The organism is Kitasatospora sp. NPDC001159 (assembly GCF_053598235.1).
The window spans coordinates 45,253-63,827 of the sequence record NZ_JBSFJV010000007.1 but is presented as its reverse complement, the minus strand read 5'-3'; the positions used below and the strand labels follow the sequence as shown (position 1 = coordinate 63,827).

At 73.0% G+C, this 18,575-nt stretch carries 12 protein-coding genes, 1 pseudogene and 1 riboswitch; of the genes and pseudogenes, 5 read left to right on the top strand and 8 right to left on the bottom strand.

Annotation, left to right across the window (positions count from 1 at the left end; genetic code table 11):
• Positions 1-30: 30 nt before the first annotated feature.
• Positions 31-258 (top strand): annotated as a pseudogene (locus tag ACWC9T_RS05980) (protein-tyrosine phosphatase family protein); the annotation flags it as partial.
• A 19-nt stretch (positions 259-277) separates the two neighbouring features.
• On the opposite strand, the gene ACWC9T_RS05975 reads toward ACWC9T_RS05980, so the two are convergent.
• Together ACWC9T_RS05975 and ACWC9T_RS05970 are read right to left on the bottom strand one after the other, a co-directional pair.
• A complete protein-coding gene (locus tag ACWC9T_RS05975) occupies positions 278-1,807 on the bottom strand; it encodes a UDP-N-acetylglucosamine 1-carboxyvinyltransferase (protein WP_449819829.1) in 1,530 nt (509 codons plus the stop codon).
• Between the two features lie 161 nt (positions 1,808-1,968).
• Positions 1,969-3,114 carry a cobalt-precorrin-5B (C(1))-methyltransferase gene (locus tag ACWC9T_RS05970; protein WP_449819828.1) on the bottom strand — a complete coding sequence of 382 codons (1,146 nt, stop codon included), beginning with the start codon at positions 3,112-3,114 and terminating at the stop codon, positions 1,969-1,971.
• A gap of 351 nt (positions 3,115-3,465) precedes the next feature.
• Here ACWC9T_RS05970 and ACWC9T_RS05965 point away from each other — a divergent pair, with 351 nt between their 5' ends.
• Positions 3,466-5,205 (top strand): TIGR03767 family metallophosphoesterase, encoded by a 1,740-nt coding sequence (locus ACWC9T_RS05965; protein ID WP_449819827.1) that lies wholly within the window; start codon positions 3,466-3,468, stop codon positions 5,203-5,205.
• A gap of 112 nt (positions 5,206-5,317) precedes the next feature.
• Here ACWC9T_RS05965 and ACWC9T_RS05960 read toward each other — a convergent pair whose 3' ends face one another.
• The 3 genes from ACWC9T_RS05960 to ACWC9T_RS05950 are packed head-to-tail and all read right to left on the bottom strand — an operon-like array spanning position 5,318 to position 8,699.
• Positions 5,318-6,835, bottom strand: a complete 1,518-nt coding sequence (locus ACWC9T_RS05960) for a precorrin-2 C(20)-methyltransferase (protein ID WP_449819826.1) — start codon at positions 6,833-6,835, stop codon at positions 5,318-5,320.
• Positions 6,832-7,458 carry a precorrin-8X methylmutase gene (locus ACWC9T_RS05955; RefSeq protein WP_449819825.1) on the bottom strand — a complete coding sequence of 209 codons (627 nt, stop codon included), beginning with the start codon at positions 7,456-7,458 and terminating at the stop codon, positions 6,832-6,834. The genes ACWC9T_RS05960 and ACWC9T_RS05955 overlap by 4 nt, the downstream gene beginning before the upstream one ends.
• Positions 7,455-8,699, bottom strand: a complete 1,245-nt coding sequence (locus ACWC9T_RS05950) for a hypothetical protein (protein WP_449819824.1) — start codon at positions 8,697-8,699, stop codon at positions 7,455-7,457. The genes ACWC9T_RS05955 and ACWC9T_RS05950 overlap by 4 nt, the downstream gene beginning before the upstream one ends.
• Positions 8,700-9,007: 308 nt before the next feature.
• A riboswitch (cobalamin riboswitch) is annotated at positions 9,008-9,093 on the top strand.
• Between the two features lie 154 nt (positions 9,094-9,247).
• Here ACWC9T_RS05950 and cobN point away from each other — a divergent pair.
• Together cobN and lnt are read left to right on the top strand one after the other, a co-directional pair.
• A complete protein-coding gene (gene cobN, locus ACWC9T_RS05945; RefSeq protein WP_449819823.1) occupies positions 9,248-12,859 on the top strand; it encodes a cobaltochelatase subunit CobN in 3,612 nt (1,203 codons plus the stop codon).
• A gap of 104 nt (positions 12,860-12,963) precedes the next feature.
• Positions 12,964-14,598 (top strand): apolipoprotein N-acyltransferase, encoded by a 1,635-nt coding sequence (gene lnt, locus ACWC9T_RS05940; protein ID WP_449819822.1) that lies wholly within the window; start codon positions 12,964-12,966, stop codon positions 14,596-14,598.
• A gap of 36 nt (positions 14,599-14,634) precedes the next feature.
• Here lnt and ACWC9T_RS05935 read toward each other — a convergent pair whose 3' ends face one another.
• The 3 genes from ACWC9T_RS05935 to ACWC9T_RS05925 form a co-directional block, all read right to left on the bottom strand.
• On the bottom strand, positions 14,635-15,399 hold the full coding sequence (locus ACWC9T_RS05935; RefSeq protein WP_449819821.1) for a VOC family protein: 765 nt from the start codon (positions 15,397-15,399) through the stop codon (positions 14,635-14,637).
• Between the two features lie 120 nt (positions 15,400-15,519).
• On the bottom strand, positions 15,520-16,428 hold the full coding sequence (locus tag ACWC9T_RS05930) for an NADP-dependent oxidoreductase (RefSeq protein ID WP_449819820.1): 909 nt from the start codon (positions 16,426-16,428) through the stop codon (positions 15,520-15,522).
• Between the two features lie 234 nt (positions 16,429-16,662).
• Entirely contained in the window at positions 16,663-17,538 is an 876-nt protein-coding gene (locus ACWC9T_RS05925) for an AraC family transcriptional regulator (RefSeq protein ID WP_449819902.1), read from the bottom strand.
• 348 nt (positions 17,539-17,886) lie between these two features.
• Here ACWC9T_RS05925 and ACWC9T_RS05920 point away from each other — a divergent pair, with 348 nt between their 5' ends.
• Complete coding sequence (locus ACWC9T_RS05920; protein WP_449819819.1) at positions 17,887-18,516, top strand: GTP cyclohydrolase II; 630 nt, start codon at positions 17,887-17,889, stop codon at positions 18,514-18,516.
• Positions 18,517-18,575 lie beyond the last annotated feature (59 nt).

Below are 18,575 nucleotides of genomic sequence, written 5' to 3'. Positions count from 1 at the left end.
TGAAATTGCCGGGCGGCCGCCGTTTGCCGGGGCCGTCGGACGCTGGTGTGCTGCCACTCCGGCTACAACCGCTCGGGCTCGGTGGTCGCGCAGGCGCTGGTCGACCTCGGGCACGAGAGCGGCGAGGCGATCCGGCTGGTCCGGGAGCGGCGTTCGCCCTGGGCACTGAACAACCCGGTGTTCGTGGACTACCTGAACACCGGGTTGGACGTCGCGGTGCCGCTGACCGGCCTCAACGGGTGGGGCCGGTCTTCCTGATGACTGGCCGTCAGGACGGTCAGATGTCGCGGAAGGTCTCGATCTGCGCGCCGATCGAGTTGAGGCGCTCGGCCAGGTCCTCGTAACCGCGGTTGATGACGTAGACGTTGCGCAGGACGGAGGTGCCCTGGGCGGCGAGCATGGCGAGCAGGATGACCACGGCCGGGCGCAGCGCGGGCGGGCACATCATCTCGGCGGCGCGCCAGCGGGTCGGACCCTGGACCAGCACGCGGTGCGGGTCGAGCAGCTTGACGTCCGCGCCGAGCCGGGTCAGCTCGGTGAGGTAGATCGCGCGGTTGTCGTAGACCCAGTCGTGGATCATCGTGGTGCCGTGTGCGGCCGCCGCGATGGCGGCGAAGAACGGCACGTTGTCGATGTTGATGCCGGGGAACGGCATCGGGTGGATGGTGTCTATCGGCGCGGTCAGCTTGGACGGGCGCACGGTGAGGTCGACCAGGCGGGTGTGGCCGTTGTGGGCCCGGTACTCCGGGGTCCGGTCGTAGTCGAGGCCCATGCCCTCCAGCACCGCGAGCTCGATCTCCAGGAACTCGATCGGCACCCGGCGGATCGTCAGCTCGGAGGCGGTGACCACGGCGGCGGCGAGCAGGCTCATCGCCTCCACCGGGTCCTCGGCCGGGGTGTAGTCGACGTCGCAGGTGATCTCCGGGACGCCGTGGACGGTGAGGGTGGTGGTGCCGATGCCCTCGATCTTGACGCCCAGCTCCTCCAGGAAGAAGCAGAGGTCCTGGACCATGTAGTTGGGCGAGGCGTTGCGGATGACGCTGACGCCGTCGTGCCGCGCGGCGGCCAGCAGGGCGTTCTCGGTGACGGTGTCCCCGCGCTCGGTCAGCACGATCGGGCGGTCCAGCGGGGCGCCGGGCTCGACCGAGGCGTGGTAGGCGCCGCCGGTGGTGGCGACCTCCAGGCCGAAGCGGCGAAGCGCGGTCAGGTGCGGCTGGACGGTGCGGGTGCCGAGGTCGCAGCCGCCCGCGTACGGGATGGCGAAGCGCTCGGCGCGGTGCATCAGCGGGCCGAGGAACATCAGCACGCTGCGGGTGCGGCGGGCGGCCTCGACGTCCATCGCGGCGAGGTCGAGCTCGGCCGGCGGGGTGAGTTCGAGGTCGCGGCCGTCGTTGATCCAGCGGCTCTTGACGCCGATGCTGGTGAGCACTTCGAGGATGCGGTAGACCTCCTCGATCCGGGCGACGCTGCGGATCGTGGTGCGGCCGGTGGTGAGCAGCGAGGCGCAGAGGATCGCCACGCAGGCGTTCTTGCTGCTGCGGACGTCGATCGCGCCGGAGAGTCGGGTGCCGCCGGTGACGCGCAGGTGCATCGGGCCGGAGTAGCCGAGGGAGACGATCTCGCTGTTGAGGGCATCGCCGATGCGGGCGATCATCTCAAGGCTGACGTTCTGCTTGCCCTGTTCGATGCGGTTGACCGCGCTCTGGCTGGTGCCGAGTGCCTCTCCGAGCTGCGCCTGGGACCAGCCGCGGTGCTGGCGCGCGGTACGGATGAGGGTGCCGATACGGTTGAGGTAGTCGCCTGTCACCCGGCAGACCATATCTCATGGTTGAGATTGCGACAGAATCAAGGGTGGGCGATGCACCGCTTTTGTCCGTTTCTCACCCCGTATAGGCATCAGATCTTCACATCACCACGCGGTGGCGTTGAGCTTCCGCTGCACGAGCGAGGCACTCAACTCGACGCTCCTCAGGGCCCGAGCGGTTCCGCGCGACCGACGACGGTGCCCGCGCGGTCGATGCAGATGACGTCCACCGTGACCGGCGAACCCAGCAGCACGTCGAGCGCGGTCGCCCGGGCCGCCTCGGCGACCAGGTCCCCGAGCGGCACCCCGGCCGCACGACACAGCTGCACCGCCTCCAGCCCGGTGTTGGCACCCGCCACCGCCTGGGCGAGCTCCTCCTCCGCCCCACCACGCCGGGCCAGTTCGGCCAGATAGCCCTTGTCCACCTGGGAGCGCGCGGAGTGCAGGTCGAGGTGACCGTACGCGAGCTTGGACAGCTTGGCGAAGCCACCCGCGATGGTCAGCCGGGGCACCGGGTGGCGCTTGAGGTACTTGAGGACGGCGCCGGCGAAGTCGCCCATGTCGAGCAACGCGTCCTCGGGCAGTCCGTGCACCGCGACGGCGACCTTCTCCGAGGTCGAACCGGTGCAGCCCGCCACGTGGGTGCGCCCCGCCGCCCGGGCCACGTCCACACCGCGGCGGATCGAGTCGATCCAGGCCGAGCAGGAGTAGGGGACGACGACCCCGGTGGTGCCGAGGATGGAGAGTCCGCCGAGGATGCCCAGACGCGGGTTCCAGGTCGAGCGGGCGATCTCCTCCCCGCGGTCGACGGAGACCTCGACCACCACGTCCCCGCTGCCGCCGTGCGCCGCCGCCACCTCGGCCACCGCGTCCCGGATCATCTGCCGGGGCACCGGGTTGATCGCGGGCTCGCCGACCGGCAGCGGCAGGCCCGCCTTGGTGACCGTCCCGACCCCGGGGCCCGCCCGAAACACCACCCCGGCGCCGGGTTCGCCGGCCCGTACGGTCGAGCGGATCAGCGCGCCGTGGGTGACGTCGGGGTCGTCCCCGGCGTCCTTGACCACCCCGGCCATGGCACTGACCGGCCGACCGTCGGAGGTCTCCAGTTCCTCGGCGGCGAGGGCGAAGGCGGGCTGCTGGCCCTTCGGGAGGGCGATGGTCACCGGGTCCGGGAAGTCGCCGGTGAGCAGCGCGGTGTAGGCGGCCTTGGTGGCGGCGGTGGCGCAGGCGCCCGTCGTCCAGCCGTGCCGCAGGCCGCTGCTCTTCAGCTGGCCGGCCCGGCCTCCCGCCTCGGCTCCCGCTGCGGCCACCTGCGCCTCACTTCCGAACGTCCGAGCGTCGGACCGCGCTCGCGCGCCGTCCCGCTTGCCCCGGCGGCCGCACCGGCCGTCGCCGCCGATTTTCCCCCATCCGGTCGGCGCCGCGCCGACCGGGGTGGCGGTACGCGTCCCGGTCCGCCCACGGCGGCCGCCCCGTGCGTGAGCTGCGCAGCAGGCGCCGCCCCGCGTTCCCGAGAAGTTCTCTGCACCGGCCTAACACCCTGCGCCTACCCGTGGGTAATCTGGCGGTCCGCCAGAAGTGCGGGTTCATGACACTCAGGTCCGGTGGACGGGGCGTTCGCCCGGCCGGGCCATCAGCATGTGGGGGTTTTTGTGGCAGGGATGAAACGTCGTACGTTCCTCACGGGTACGTCGGTGGCCGCCGCCTGGTCGGCCCTGTCTCTCGGCGGCGCCCAGTTCGCCTCGGCCGCGGCGCGCGATCAGGCGCTGGCGACCACGGCCGCACGGGCCGTCAAGGTCACCGGCACCACCCTGGAGCAGGTGGCCACGCCGGTCGGCACCGGATCCTACAAGCGGCTGACGGCCGGGCCCGGCTGGCCGCTGGTGGTGCGCGGGGACCTCGCGGCGCCGGGCGCCGGGCGGGACGACCGCCGCACCGGGCTGGCCAGCTTCGTGCAGTTCAGCGACCTGCACCTGGTGGACACCGAGTCCCCGGTGCGATTCGAGTTCCTGGCCAAGAGCAACGGCAGTGCCTACCGGCCGCAGGAGGCCCTGAACGCCCGTGGCGTGTCGTCCCTGGTCGAGCGGGTCAACTCGCTCGACGGCGGCCCCTACACCGGGATGCCGTTCAGCATGGTGATGGCCACCGGCGACAACACCGACAACCACGAACTGGCCGAGCTCGACTGGTACCTCACAGTCATGGGCGGCGGCCGGATGGCCCAGAACACCGGTGACCCCAACCGCTACGAGGGCGTGCAGAACTCGGGCAACTCGGCCTTCTGGAACCCCGAACTCGCCTACAACGACAGCTACAAGGCGAAGGGCTTCCCGCAGGTACCCGGCTTCCTCTCGGCCGCCGGCCGGCCCTTCGACGCGCCGGGCCTGCACACCCCCTGGTACACGACGGTCGGCAACCACGACGACAGCATCGAGGGCACGCTGCCGGACTTCGGGCTGCTGAACGAGCTCTACACCGGCGAGTTCAAGCTGGAGGGCTGCGACGACGCAACCGCGGGCCAGCTGATGGACTCGCTGCGCCGCGACCCGGCGGGCGCCGTGCTGCTGCTGGCCAAGCTGCTCGCCAACGGCGAGGCCGTGCGCCGGGTGACCCCGGACGAGCGCCGGCACCCGTTCACGCTCAAGGAGTTCGCCCAGGCCCACCTCGACGCGGCCGTCACCGGCGCGGGCCCGCACGGGCACGGCTTCACCTCGGACATGGTGAGCAGCGGCAAGCTCTACTACACCTTCCGGATCTCGGAGAAGGTGGTCGGCATCAGCCTGGACACCACCAACCAGGCCGGATTCGCCGACGGCTCCCTGGGTACCTCCCAACTGCGCTGGCTGGAGCAGCAGTTGAAGGAACACAGCGGACACTGGTACGACACCAACGGGAACCGGGTGACGGGCGGCAACACCGACGACGTGATCCTGGTCTTCAGCCACCACACCAGCGGCTCGATGGGCAACCTGCTGCCGGACCCGCGCAACATCTTCGAGAAGCGGCACGACGGCAACGAGCTGGTCGCGTTGCTGCAGCGCTACCCGAACGTGGTCGCGTGGGTGAACGGGCACACCCACATGAACAAGATCACGGCGCACGGCCACCAGGTGCCGGAGCGGGCGTTCTGGGAGATCAACACCGCCTCGCACATCGACTACCCGCAGCACGGGCGCATCATCGAGGTCGCGGACAACGGGGACGGCACGCTCTCCCTGTTCACCACGCTGATCGAGTCCTCCGCGCCGTACACGACCGACTTCGGCAGCACCTCGGACGCCAACCTCGCGGCGCTGTACCGCGAGCTGTCGTACAACGACCCCAACGGGAGGGTCTCGGCCCTGCTGGGCGCCGGGGAGGACCACAACACCGAGCTGCTGATCACCAAGCCGACCCGGTGACAGGCGGCGGCCGTCGGTCGGACACGGGCCGACCGACGGCCGCTGGCCACTGCTGCCGGCCGCTGACTGCCGGCCGGCGACCGTCAGTCGTCCGCCGCCGGCGCCCTGCCCGTCACGCCTCCGGGTAGCGCCGAGGCGTCCAGACGACCTCCACGCCGCCGCCCCGCTCGACCGCCCGGGTCTGCGAGGAGCCGATCAGCAGGATCGTCCGCATGTCGACCAGCGCCGGGTCCAGCTCGCCCAGCTTGACGATCCGGATCCGCTCGGTCGGGCCGCCGACGTCGCGCGCCATCACCACCGGGGTCTCCGGCGCGCGGTACTCCAGCAGCAGGTCCCGAGCCAGGCCGACCTGGGTGGTGCGGGACTTCGAACCCGGGTTGTACAGCGCCAGCACGAGGTCCGCCTCGGCGGCGGCGCGCAGCCGCCTGGCCACCACGTCCCAGGGCTTGAGCCGGTCCGACAGCGACACCGTCGCGTAGTCGTGCCCCAGCGGGGCCCCGGCCCGGGAGGCGGCCGCGTGGGCGGCGGTCATCCCGGGGAGCACCCGCACCGGCACGTCCCGGTACGCCTCCTCGCAGGCGACTTCCAGCACCGCGGTGGCCATCGCGAAGACGCCCGGGTCGCCCGAGGAGACCACCGCGACCCGGTGCCCGCGCCGGGCGAGCTCCAAGGCGAACTCGGCGCGCTCCGACTCCACCTTGTTGTCCGAGCCGTGCCGCCGCTGCCCCGGCCGCTCCGGCACCCGGTCCAGGTAGGTGGTGTAGCCGACCAGGTCGGTGGCCTCGGCCAGCGCGCCGCGCGCATCGGGGGTGAGCCAGAGCGGCCCGGCCGGCCCGGTGCCGACCACGGTCACGCTGCCCGTGCCGTCCGACAGCCGCACGGTCGGCTCCAGCGGCGCGACCTTGCTCGGCAGCACCGCCACCGAGAAGTACGGGACGGTCTCGCCGTCGACCTCCGCGAGTGGCGCGATGCGCTCCCCCGCCATGAAGGCGCGCTCGACGTACTGGGCGTCCGCCAGCCGCCCGGCCCGCTCCAGCGCCCGCCGGACGGTCGGGAAGGTGCGGCCCAGCTTCATGATCACGGCGGAGTCGGCGGAGGCGATCCGCGCCGTCAGCTCCTCCTCGGGCAGGGTGCCCGGGATGACGGTGAGCGTCTCCTCGGCCTCGGTCAGCGGCTGTCCGAGCCGGGCCGCCGCCGCGCTGACCGAGGTCACGCCGGGCACCACCTCGGTCGGGTAGCGGTGCGCCAGCCGCTTGTGCATGTGCTGGTAGGAGCCGTAGAACAGCGGGTCGCCCTCGGCGAGGACCACCACGTCGCGTCCGGCGTCCAGGTGGGCGGCCAGCCGGGCGGCGGCCTCCTCGTAGAACTCGTCCAGCGCGCCCCGGTAGCCGCCCGGGTGGTCGGTGGTCTCGACGGTGAGCGGGTAGACCAGCTTCTCCTCGATCTGACCACCAGTCAGATACCGCTCGGCGATCGAGCGCGCGATGGAGCGGCCGTGCCGGGCGCTGTGGTACGCCACCACGTCGGCCTTGCCGATGAGTTCGGCCGCACGGACGGTCACCAGCGAGGGATCGCCCGGGCCGAGACCGACACCGTACAGTCGGCCGACAGCGACCTGATGCTCCGTCATTCTTCTTCGCTCGCAATCGCGTTGATGGCGGCGGCGGCGATCGCGCTGCCGCCGCGCCGACCGCGCACCACCAGGTGCTCCAGGCCGGACGGGTGCTCGGCCAGTGCCTGCTTGGACTCGGCGGCGCCGATGAAGCCGACCGGGACGCCGATCACCGCGGCCGGGCGCGGCGCGCCCGCCTCGATCATCTCCAGCAGGCGGAACAGCGAGGTCGGCGCGTTGCCGACGGCGACCACCGCGCCCTCGAGGCGGGGCAGCCACAGCTCCATGGCCGCCGCGCTGCGGGTGTTGCCCATCTTCCGCGCGAGTTCGGGCACCGACGGGTCGGTGAGGGTGCAGATCACCTCGTTGTCGGCGGGCAGCCGCCTGCGGGTGACACCGCTCGCGACCATGTTGACGTCGCAGAGAATGGGCGCACCGGCGTGCAGCGCCGCGCGCGCCGAGGCGACCACGCCGGGCGAGTACACCAGGTCCTCGACCAGGTCGACCATCCCGCAGGCGTGGATCATCCGCACCGCGACCTGGGAGACGTCCGCCGGGAGGGCGGCCAGATCGGCCTCCGCGCGGATGGTGGCAAAGGACTGGCGGTAGATGGACGCGCCGTCCTTCTCGTACTCGATCACTTCGTGGTCCTCCTGGCCTCGGCGACCGCCTCGGCCATCTGCTCGTTCCTCACGTCCACGGAAGAACCCGCGGCCGTCGCCGACCCCTTGACCGTCACCCGGTAGCCGTGCCCGGTGGCGAGCACGTCCACCCACCGCCCGGCCGGGTGGCCGCAGCGCCGTTCGCAGCCGGACCAGTGCACCGGCAGTCCGCCCGGTCCGGACACCGATGCCCGGGCCACGCCCGGCTCCAACGCCCGGGCCGCGTCCGCCCGGACGTCGGCCAGCGACTTGGCGCAGCCCGGCAGGCCGGTGCAGGCGGTGGCCCGCTCCCAGGCCGAGCCGGGCACGGTCCGGAAGCCGGCCGATTCCAGCGCTGGCAGCCGGTCGGCCGGGGCGCCGGGCAGGACCGCGCCGCGCCAGGGGGTCAGCCGCAGCTCACCGGCCGAGGCGGCGACCAGCGCACGCCACTGCGCGGCGCTCGCCCGCCCGAAGCGCATGCCCAGCGAGAGTCCGGCGGGCAGCGCGCCGACGGCGGGCGCCGCACCGGTGAGGGCAGGCAGTGGCACCGTGCCGGCCGGCAGCAACTCGGGCACCTCGCGCAGGTGCCAGGCCTTGCGGCCGGCGGTCCGCAGCGCGTCCAGGAAGGTGCGGGCCGCGTCCAGTACGGCCGTCACCTCCCGCCCGGGCTCGACCGGGTGTCCGTCGGCGGCGCGCCCGAGGCGCAGTACGGCAGGCCCGTCCGAAGCTGCGATCAATGTCACATCGGCGTCGAGCGCGGCGACGTCGCCCCGCCCGTCGTCCAGCGCGAACAGGAACTTGCCGGAGAGTGCGGCCGCCCAGTCGCTCGCGCACAGCCGCGCGTCCAGTTCCCGCACCCAGGCCTGTACATCGGCCGAATCGGCCGGGCCCAGCCCCGCCAGCGGCGAGGCGACGATGTTGCGCACCCGCTCGTGGGTGTCGGAGGGCAGCAGGCCGACGACGCGCAGCCGGTCGGCGAGTTCGGCGCCGCAGTCCGCGGCCAGGCCGCGGAGTTGGACGTTGCCGCGTGAGGTGGTCTCCAACTCGCCGTCGCCCAGGGCCTCTGACGCCTCGGCCAGCGCCAGTGCCTGACGTTCCGTCAGCAGTCCCCCGGGCAGGCGGATCCGGGCGAGGGCGCCGTCGTCGGCCGGGTGCAGACGAAGCGCCCCGGGGCAGGCGTCCGGGCGCCCCCGGTCGGGCACCGCGGCGCCCGGCGCGGTGGCGTCGGATGTCGGTGGCATGGCGGCGAGCATACAGATGATCTGATCGGTTGCCTCCGTCCGCTGCATCACACCCGGCATCACCCGGAGCCGCCCGGCAGCACACCCGGCTCGCGCCCCGGCCCGCACGCCCACTCGCACGCCCGGCCGGCGCACCGGGAGGTGCGCCGCCCCCGCGGCCCGCCGCAACCGCCCGTACGCCGCGACCGCCCGTACACCGCCTCCGCGCCGGACGTGGCGGAGTTCGCCCTCCCCCAGGTCAGCCGCACCCCGTACGATGCTGGCGGGCGGTCCCAGCGGACCGCCCGTACGCCAGCGACGGCGCAGGGGAGGAAACCGGTGCAAGCCCGGTGCGGTCCCGCCACTGTGACCGCGGTTCACCGGGAGACCGGTCGGCCGCGGGAGCCAGGAACTCCCGCCGTCCTCCACCGGCCCGGGGCGCGGACCCCGAGGAAGGCAGAAATGCACCCGCGCTGTCGCATGCCCGCGCCCGTGTCCCCGGCCACCACCGCGGCCACCCCGGCCACCCCGGCCACCCTGGCCACCGACAAGGCCGGGAGGGCCTTCACATGATCCTGCTGCTGTCGACGTCCGACACCGACCTGCTCAGTGCCCGCGCCTCGACCGGCCCGGTCCCGTACCGGCTGGGCAACCCTGCCCGGCTGTCCCCCGAGGACCTGCCCGAGCTGCTGGAGGGCACCGAACTCGTGGTGGTCCGTCTGCTCGGCGGGCGCCGTGCCTGGCAGGAGGGCCTGGACGCACTGCTGGCCGGCCCCCGCCCGGTGGTCGTGCTGACCGGTGAGCAGGCCCCCGACGCCCAGCTGATGGAGTTGTCCACCGTCCCGGCCGGCATCGCCGCCGAGGCGCACGCCTACCTCGCCCACGGTGGCGCGGCCAACCTGGCCGAGCTGGGCGCCTTCCTCTCCGACACCGTGCTGCTGACCGGCCACGGCTTCGCCCCGCCCGCCTCCGCCCCGGCCTGGGGCCCGCTGGAGCGCACAGCCACGGTGACCGAGGGCCCGAAGGTGGCGGTGCTCTACTACCGCGCCCACCACATGAGCGGCAACACCGCCTTCGTGGAGACCCTCTGCCGGGCGGTCGAGGACCAGGGCGCCCAGGCCACGGCCTACTACTGCGCCTCGCTGCGCGGCGCCGAGCCCGAGCTGCTGGCCGCGCTCGGCGAGGCCGACGCGATCGTCACCACCGTGCTGGCCGCCGGCGGCACCCGCCCGGCGGACGCCCAGGCCGGCGGCGACGAGGACGCCTGGGACGCCGGCGCGCTGGCCGCGCTGGACCGCCCGATCCTGCAGGCGCTCTGCCTCACCTGGTCGCGCGCCCAGTGGGAGGCCAGCGACGACGGCCTGTCCCCGCTGGACACCGCCACCCAGGTCGCGGTGCCGGAGTTCGACGGCCGCCTGATCACCGTCCCGTTCTCCTTCAAGGAGCTGGACGAGGACGGCCTGACCGTCTACGTCGCCGACCCGGAGCGCGCCGCCCGCGTCGCCGGCACCGCCGTCCGGCACGCCCGGCTGCGGCACACCCCGGCCGCCGAGCGCCGCCTCGCGCTGGTCCTGTCCGCCTACCCGACCAAGCACGCCCGGGTCGGCAACGCCGTCGGCCTGGACACCCCGGCCAGCGCGGTCCGCCTGCTGGACCGGCTGCGCGCGGAGGGCATGGACCTCGGCGACGACCTGCCCGCGTTCGACGACGGCGAGGATGGTCACGAGGGCGACGCGCTGATCCACGCACTGATCGCGGCCGGCGGCTACGACCAGGACTGGCTGACCGAGGACCAGCTGGCCCGCAACCCGGTCCGCATCCCCGCCGCCGACTACCGCCGCTGGTACGCGACGCTCCCGCAGGGTCTGCGCGAGCAGGTCGAGGAGCACTGGGGCCCGGCCCCCGGCGAGCTGTACGTCGACCGCTCGCAGAACCCGGACGGCGACATCGTGCTCGCCGCGATCCGCTCCGGGAACCTGCTGGTGCTGATCCAGCCGCCGCGTGGGTTCGGTGAGAACCCGGTCGCCATCTACCACGACCCCGACCTGCCGCCGAGCCACCACTACCTGGCCGCCTACCGCTGGATCGAGGCCGCGCAGGAGGACGGCGGCTTCGGCGCCCACGCCGTCATCCACCTCGGCAAGCACGGCAACCTGGAGTGGCTGCCCGGCAAGACCGCCGCGCTGTCCGCCGAGTGCGGGCCGGACGCCGTGCTCGGCGACCTGCCGCTGATCTACCCCTTCCTGGTCAACGACCCGGGCGAGGGCACCCAGGCCAAGCGCCGCGCCCACGCCACCCTGGTCGACCACCTGGTGCCGCCGATGGCCCGCGCCGACTCCTACGGCGACATCGCCCGCCTGGAGCAGCTGCTCGACGAGCACTCCAACATTGCCGCGATGGACCCGGCCAAGCTGCCCGCGATCCGCGCCCAGATCTGGACCCTGATCCAGGCCGCCAAGCTGGACCACGACCTCGGCCTGGACGAGCGCCCCGAGGACGACGGCTTCGACGACTTCCTGCTGCACGTCGACGGCTGGCTCTGCGAGGTCAAGGACGCCCAGATCCGCGACGGCCTGCACGTCCTCGGCCAGGCCCCGGCCGGCACCGACCGGGTCAACATCGTGCTCGCCATCCTGCGCGCCCGGCAGATCTGGGGCGGCGTGAGCGCACTGCCCGGTCTGCGCGAGGCGCTCGGCCTGGACGAGGCCGCGCTCACCCTCGGCGCCACCGACGCGGCCGAGGCGCAGGCCCGCGCCCTGGTCGAGGCGATGGAGGCCGAGGACTGGGCGTCCGAGGCGGTGGAGAAGGTCGCCGCCGGGCTGCCGGAGGCCGTCCGCGAGGTGCTGACCTTCGCCGCCACCCAGGTGGTACCGCGGCTGTCCGCCACCACCGACGAGCTGGACGCCGTGCTGCACGCGCTCCAGGGCGGCTTCGTCCCCGCCGGGCCGTCCGGCTCGCCGCTGCGCGGCCTGGTCAACGTGCTGCCGACCGGCCGCAACTTCTACTCCGTCGACCCGAAGGCCGTGCCCAGCAAGCTCGCGTGGGAGACCGGCCAGGCGCTCGCCTCCTCGCTGATCGACCGCTACCGGGCCGACAACGACGGCACCTACCCGCCCTCGGTCGGGCTCTCGCTCTGGGGCACCAGCGCGATGCGCACCGCCGGTGACGACATCGCCGAAGCCTTCGCCCTGCTCGGCGTCCGCCCGGTCTGGGACGACGCCTCGCGCCGGGTCACCGGTCTTGAGCCGATCCCGCTGGACGAGCTGGGCCGCCCGCGCATCGACGTCACGCTGCGCATCTCCGGCTTCTTCCGGGACGCCTTCCCGCACGTGGTCGCCCTGCTGGACGACGCGGTGCGCCTGGCCGCGGCCCAGGAGGAGGCCGACGCGGACAACTTCGTCCGGGCCCACGTGCAGGCCGACCTCGCGGTGCACGGCGACGAGCGCAAGGCCACCGTCCGGGTCTTCGGCTCCCGGCCGGGCACCTACGGCGCGGGCCTGCTCCAGCTGATCGACAGCCGGGACTGGCGCACCGACGCCGACCTGGCCGAGGTGTACACGGTCTGGGGCGGCTACGCGTACGGCCGCGGGCTGGACGGGCGCCCGGCGCGCGAGGAGATGGAGACCGCGTACAAGCGGATCACCGTCGCCGCGAAGAACACCGACACCCGCGAGCACGACATCGCCGACTCGGACGACTACTTCCAGTACCACGGCGGCATGGTGGCCACCGTCCGCGCCCTCACCGGCAAGGCACCGACCGCCTACATCGGCGACTCCACCCGCCCGGAGACGGTCCGCACCCGCACCCTGACCGAGGAGGCCGCCCGCGTCTTCCGCGCCCGGGTGGTCAACCCGCGCTGGATCGAGGCGATGCGCCGCCACGGCTACAAGGGCGCCTTCGAGATGGCCGCGACGGTCGACTACCTGTTCGGCTACGACGCCACGACCGGTGTGGTCGCGGACTGGATGTACGAGAAGCTGACCCAGGAGTACGTCCTCGACCCGGTCAACCGGGAGTTCCTGGCCGGCGCCAATCCGTGGGCGCTGCACGGGATCAGCGAGCGTCTGCTGGAGGCGGCCAGCCGCGGGCTGTGGGAGCAGCCGGACCCGCAGCTGATCGAGCAGCTGCAGGCCGCGTTCCTGGAGACCGAGGGCGACCTGGAGGGCGACGAGGGCTGACCCGTCGACACAAGGCCCACGTGTTCGAAACGTGGTGTTCCCGTCATCCATTCGGATGACGGGAATACTGGTGGCGTTCCGCGCCCGAGCGGACAATACGGGGCATGTCGCGTCGCATCGCTCCAGCCAGCCGAGCCCTGAGCACGACCAGCACCCCGGCCGCCACCTCGCCCGCCACCTCGCCCGCGACCTCGCCCGCGACCTCGCCGGCCGGGGAACGGGAACCGCGTGCGCCGCACCGGTACCGGGCGCGGCTCGGGGCGCTGGTGGCCGGGGCGGTGCCGGTGCTGGCGTTCCCCGCGCCGGGACAGGCCTGGCTGGCGTGGGTCGCGCTCGTCCCCGGGCTGCTGCTGATGCAGCGGGCGCCGTCCGGGCGGGAGGCGGCGGTGCGCGGCTGGTGGTTCGGGGCGGGGTTCATCCTCACCGCGATGTACTGGCTGGTGCCGTCCATCGGGCCGGGGCTGCCGGTGCTCGCGGTGCTGTTCGGGGCGCTGCAGGCGGCGGTCGGGTACGCGGTGCACCGGCTGCTGCGCCCGCCACTGACCACCCCTCGGGCACTGCTGGCGCTGTTGGTCGTCCCGGCGGTGTGGGTGACCACCGAGTACGCGCGTTCCTGGCAGGCGCTCGGCGGGCCGTGGGCGCTGCTCGGCGCCACCCAGTGGCAGCACCCGGCGATCCTCGGCCTGGCCTCGGCGGGCGGGATCTGGCTGGTCAGCGCGGCGGTGGCAGCGGTGAACACCGCGGTGCTGATCGTGCTGACCGCCGTGCACCGGCAGCCCCGGGCGGCCGCGGCGCTGGCCTCCGTGCTGGTGCTGGCCGCCGGTCCGGTGCTGTTCGCGCTGCGCCAGGCGCCGGTCCGCACCGGCGCCGCGACGGTGGCGCTGGTCCAGCCGGGCATCGTGGAGGACCCGCAGGCCCGGTTCGACGCGAGCGCCCAGGCCACCGCCGCCCTGGTCGGGCAGCCGGTGGACCTGGTGGTGTGGGGCGAGAGCAGCACCACCGCCGACCTGGACCACGACCCGGTCACACTGGACGCGCTGCGCCGGCTGTCCGCGACCACTGGCGCCGAGATCACGGCCGGGGAGGACGCGCGCAAGGCGGGCGGCAGGATCTCCAAGGACGCGGTGCTGGTCTCCCCGTCGGGCGTGGTGGACCGCTACCGCAAGATCCGGCTGGTGCCCTTCGGCGAGTACATCCCGCTGCGGCCAGCACTCGGCTGGATCGCCGGGGTCAGCCGGGCGGCGGGCGAGAACCGGGTACCTGGCACCGCCTTCCACCTGCTGCCGGCCGTCGACCGGGCGGGCAGGCCGCTGCCGGTCGGGGCACTGATCTGCTTCGAGTCGGCGTTCCCGGACATGGCCCGGACGGCGGCGCTCGACGGTGCCCGGGTGCTGGTCTACCAGTCCTCGACCTCGACCTTCCAGCACACCTGGGCGCCCCAGCAGCACGTGGCGCTGGCGGCGATCCGGGCCGCCGAGACCGGGCGTCCGGCCGTACAGGCCTCGCTGACCGGAGTCTCCGCCGCCTTCGACGCCCAGGGGCGGGAGCTGGCCCGGCTCGGCACCGGCGGCACCGGGGTGCTGACCGTACGGCTGCCGCTCACCGCGCCCGGGACGCTGACCTGGTACGACCGGATCGGCGACGTGGTGCCGATGGGCGCGCTGCTGGTCACGGCGGGGGCGGCGGTGGGCGGGTGGCGCGCGCGGGCCTCGCGGCGCCCGGCTCGTCGCTTCGTCTAGAACGCTCTGCCCGGGGCCTCCGCCGGAGCCCTCCGCTCAACTGTCCGCGGGAGCGGTGTAGACGCCGAACGCGGCGCCCTGGGCGTCGCGCAGCACGGCGATCCGCCGGCCGCCCGGCATGGAGTAGGAGGGCATCAGCGCGTCCGCGCCGAGGGTGACCGCCCGGTCAACGGTGTTGTCGACGTCGGCCACCGAGAAGTACGGCAGCCAGTGCGGCGGAACCGACGGCGGGAAGTCCTCACCCATCACCAGCATGCCGCCGAAGTCCTGGCCGTCCAGGCCCCACTGGGTGTAGCGCTCGGACGGGGCGACGGACCAGCCGAAGACCGCCGGGTAGAAGGCGGTCGCGCCGGCCCGGTCGCGGGTGAGCAGTTCCACCCAGCCGAGCGAGCCGGGCTCGTTGAACACGTCGGCGCCCGGGAAGGCACGGGCCTGCCAGAGGATGAAGACCGCGCCCGACCGGTCGGCGGCCACCGAGAAGACGCCGAGGTCGGTCACGTCGGTGGGCTCCTTGAGGATGCGGCCGCCCTCGGCCTCGATCCCCGCGGCGGTGGCGGCGGCGTCGGCGACCGCGAAGGCCACCGTCCACGCGATCGGCTGCTGCGGTGCGTAGCGCGGGGTGATGGCGGCGGCCGAGGCGTCACCGAGGAACATCTGGGTGTAGTCGCCGGCGTCGGGACGGATGTCGCTGTCGGGGCGCCAGCCGAACAGCTCGCTGTAGAAGGTCGTGGCGGCGGCCGGGTCGGAGGTGCCCAACTCGACCCAGCACGGGGCGTTGGTGGTGACGGAGGTCTGCTTCATGGCTCTTGCTTTCCGCTGCTGTTTCTTCGTCAGGTCTTGTTTTGTGTCGGGCTTGTACAGCGTTGTACGGCTTTGTACGGGGTTGTACGGAGTTGTACGGCGGTCAGGCTTGTACGGCGGTCAGGAGACTTCGAGGACGACCTTGCCGCGGGCGTGCCCGGACTCGACCGCGGCGATCGCCTCGGCGGCATGGGTGAGCGGGTAGCGGCCGGCGACCCGGGGGTCCAGGTCACCGGCGGCGACGAGTGCGGCCAGGGCGGCGAGGGTCTCGGAAGTGGTGGAGCGGGTGACGTACCGGCCGCCGAGTTCGGCGACGACCGCCGGGTCGGCGGTGCTGACCAGCTCGGTGCGGTCGCCGATCACGCCGGCCACGGCGCGCAGGGCGTCGCCGCCGATCAGGTCGAGGACGCCGTCGACGCCGTCGGGGGCCGCCGCGGTGATGCGCCCGGCGACGCCGTCGCCGTAGCGGACCAGGGTTGCGCCGAGGGACTCCACGTACTCGCGGTTGGCATCGCTCGCGGTGCCGAGCACGGTCAGGCCCTGGCTACGGGCGATCTGGGCGGCGGCGCTGCCGACCCCGCCGGCGATGCCGAGGATCAGCAGGGTCCGGCCGGCGCCGAGGGCGAGTTGACGGACGGCGTCGTCGGCGGTGGCGACCGAGACGCAGAGCGTCGCAGCCTGGTCGAAGCCGACGGCCTCGGGCTTGAGGGCGCTCAACTCGGCGCGCAGCAGGGTCTGTTCGGCGAAGCCCCCGGCGGCGACCAGACCGAACACCTCGTCGCCCGGAGTGAAGCCGGTGACCCCGGGGCCGACCTGCTGCACCACGCCGGAGGCCTCCTGGCCCATGACGGTGGGGAGTTGGCGCTCGCGGCCGAGGAAGCCCCGGCGGACCTTCCAGTCCACCGGGTTCACCCCGGCGGCGCGGACCGCGATCGCCAGCTGGCCGGGGCCGGCCTCCAGCGCGGGGCGGTCGAGGAACTCCTGTGTCTCCGGTCCGCCATAGCCGACGAAGCCGAACGCCTTGGCCATCGGTGATCCCACTCCTCGGGTAGCGGCCTGCGGCCCCTGCCCCCCGCCCCAGCATGCGGGGCGCGACGGGGCGGCGGCGGGCGCTGGTGGGCCGAACGGGGCGGGCAAGTGGATGGACGGCCGAGCAGGCCGGTGGGCAACAAAAGACAGTCAAGAGATGACAGATTTCGAAATCTGTCATCTGTTGACTGTTACTTGTCAGCGGTCAGCTGTTACCCCGCCACCCGCCGACCTTCAGCCCCGCACGGCCCGCGCCACCGGGATCCAGAGCTCCGCCTCGGCGTCGGCCGTCCCCGGGACGAAGCGGGTCTGCAGGATCTCCGGACCCGGCCGGGACTCGTACGGGTTGGACGGGAACCACTGGGTGTACACGTCCGCCCACATCTGCTGCAGAGCCTGCGGGAACGTCCCGGTGTTGGTGAACACCGCCCACGTCCCCGCCGGGACGTGCAGGACGTCCAGGTCTTCGGGGACGACGGCGTCCTCGCGCGCCACCACCGCGTGCCAGTAGTCGAGTTCGACCCCCTCCTCCCGGACGGACGGGATGTTGTCGCTCACCGACACGATACCGACCGGGTCCGGGCCCGTGAGCGCCGCGATCTGCTCGACGGTCTCCTTGCTGAGCCCCTTGATGAACTCCGCGATGTGCGGGTTGACACCCAGGTAGATCAGGGGCACCCGGGCCTTCTTGCCGACGATCCGGAAGTCCGGCTTCTCAACGATCTCGTATTCCATACTGCTGCTTCCCTCCACGATGAGTCGGAAGGACATCCGGGCCTGGGAGGTGAGCACCGCACCGTGACGCCGGGCCTCCCCCGGCCCGACTCCGTGCATCGCCCGGAACGCCCGGGCGAACGCCTCGCCCGAGGTGTAGCCGTACCGGACCGCGATGTCGAGCAACGTCCGCTCGCCGTCGAGCACTTCGGCCCCGGCGACGGTCAGCCGCCGACGCCGGATGTACTCCGACAGCGGCATCCCGGCGAGCATCGAGAACAACCGCCGGAAGTGGTACTCCGACGTCATCGCGATCCGCGCCAGTTCGGCCACGTCGATCTCACGGTCCAGGTTCCGGTCGATGCTCTCCATCGCCCGGTTCAGGTGCTCCAGCACGCCGCCCCCGTCCTTCCCTTGCTTGATCACCACCATAGGAAGGACCCACCTTGCCGCACCCGACAATCGGTGCCCGCTCCGGTCGGGTACCGATCGGGCGACCGGCGGACACCCCGGGCTCAGGCCAAACCCCGGGCTCAGACCACGCCCCGGGCCGGCATCGCTCGGCGGTGGTGACGCAGGAGCCGTGGATGTGCTTCATGATCCCGGCCCGCCGCTCCCCGGCGCGCTCGACACCCAGTTGTTCAAATTGGAACGAACGAGTACGGTCGACATCCAACCCGTCCGGATCCATCCGGATCCGGGCCGATCCAACCCGGTCCACCCCCGATCGACGAAGGCCCATCCATGCCTCAGCCCGGCTCCGCCACGGTGCGCTCGCGCGTGCGCATCCCGCTGACCTTCCCCGATGGCTACCACACCGAAGCGGAGGTCTTCACCTTCCACGGCCTCGCCGACGGTGCCGAGCACCTGGCGCTCGCCCTCGGCACGGTCCCGGACGGCGGGACGCCGCTGGTGCGGCTGCACTCCGAGTGCCTGACCGGCGACGTCTTCGGCTCGGACCGCTGCGACTGCGGCCCCCAGCTGCGCGAGTCGGTGGAGCGGATCAGCGAGGCCGGCGGGTACCTGCTCTACCTGCGCCAGGAGGGCCGGGGCATCGGGCTGTACAACAAGCTCGACGCGTACGCCCTCCAGGACTCCGGGATGGACACCTACGATGCCAACACCGCCCTCGGCCTGCCCGAGGACGGCCGGGACTACACCGCGGCCGCCCAGATGCTCAACACGCTCGGCTCCTCCGGCATCGACCTGCTGAGCAACAACCCGGACAAGGCCGCCCAGTTGGCCGACCTCGGCATCGCCGTCCGGCGACGGGTGCCGACCGGCGTCCACCTGTCGGCGAGCAATGTGCGGTACCTGACGGCGAAGGTGGAGCGGACGGGGCACTCGATCGAGCTCTCCCGGCTGGTGGGCTGACGGCCAGCCGCTGACAGCTGACAGAAAACAGCGGACAGATGACAGCGGACAGATGACAG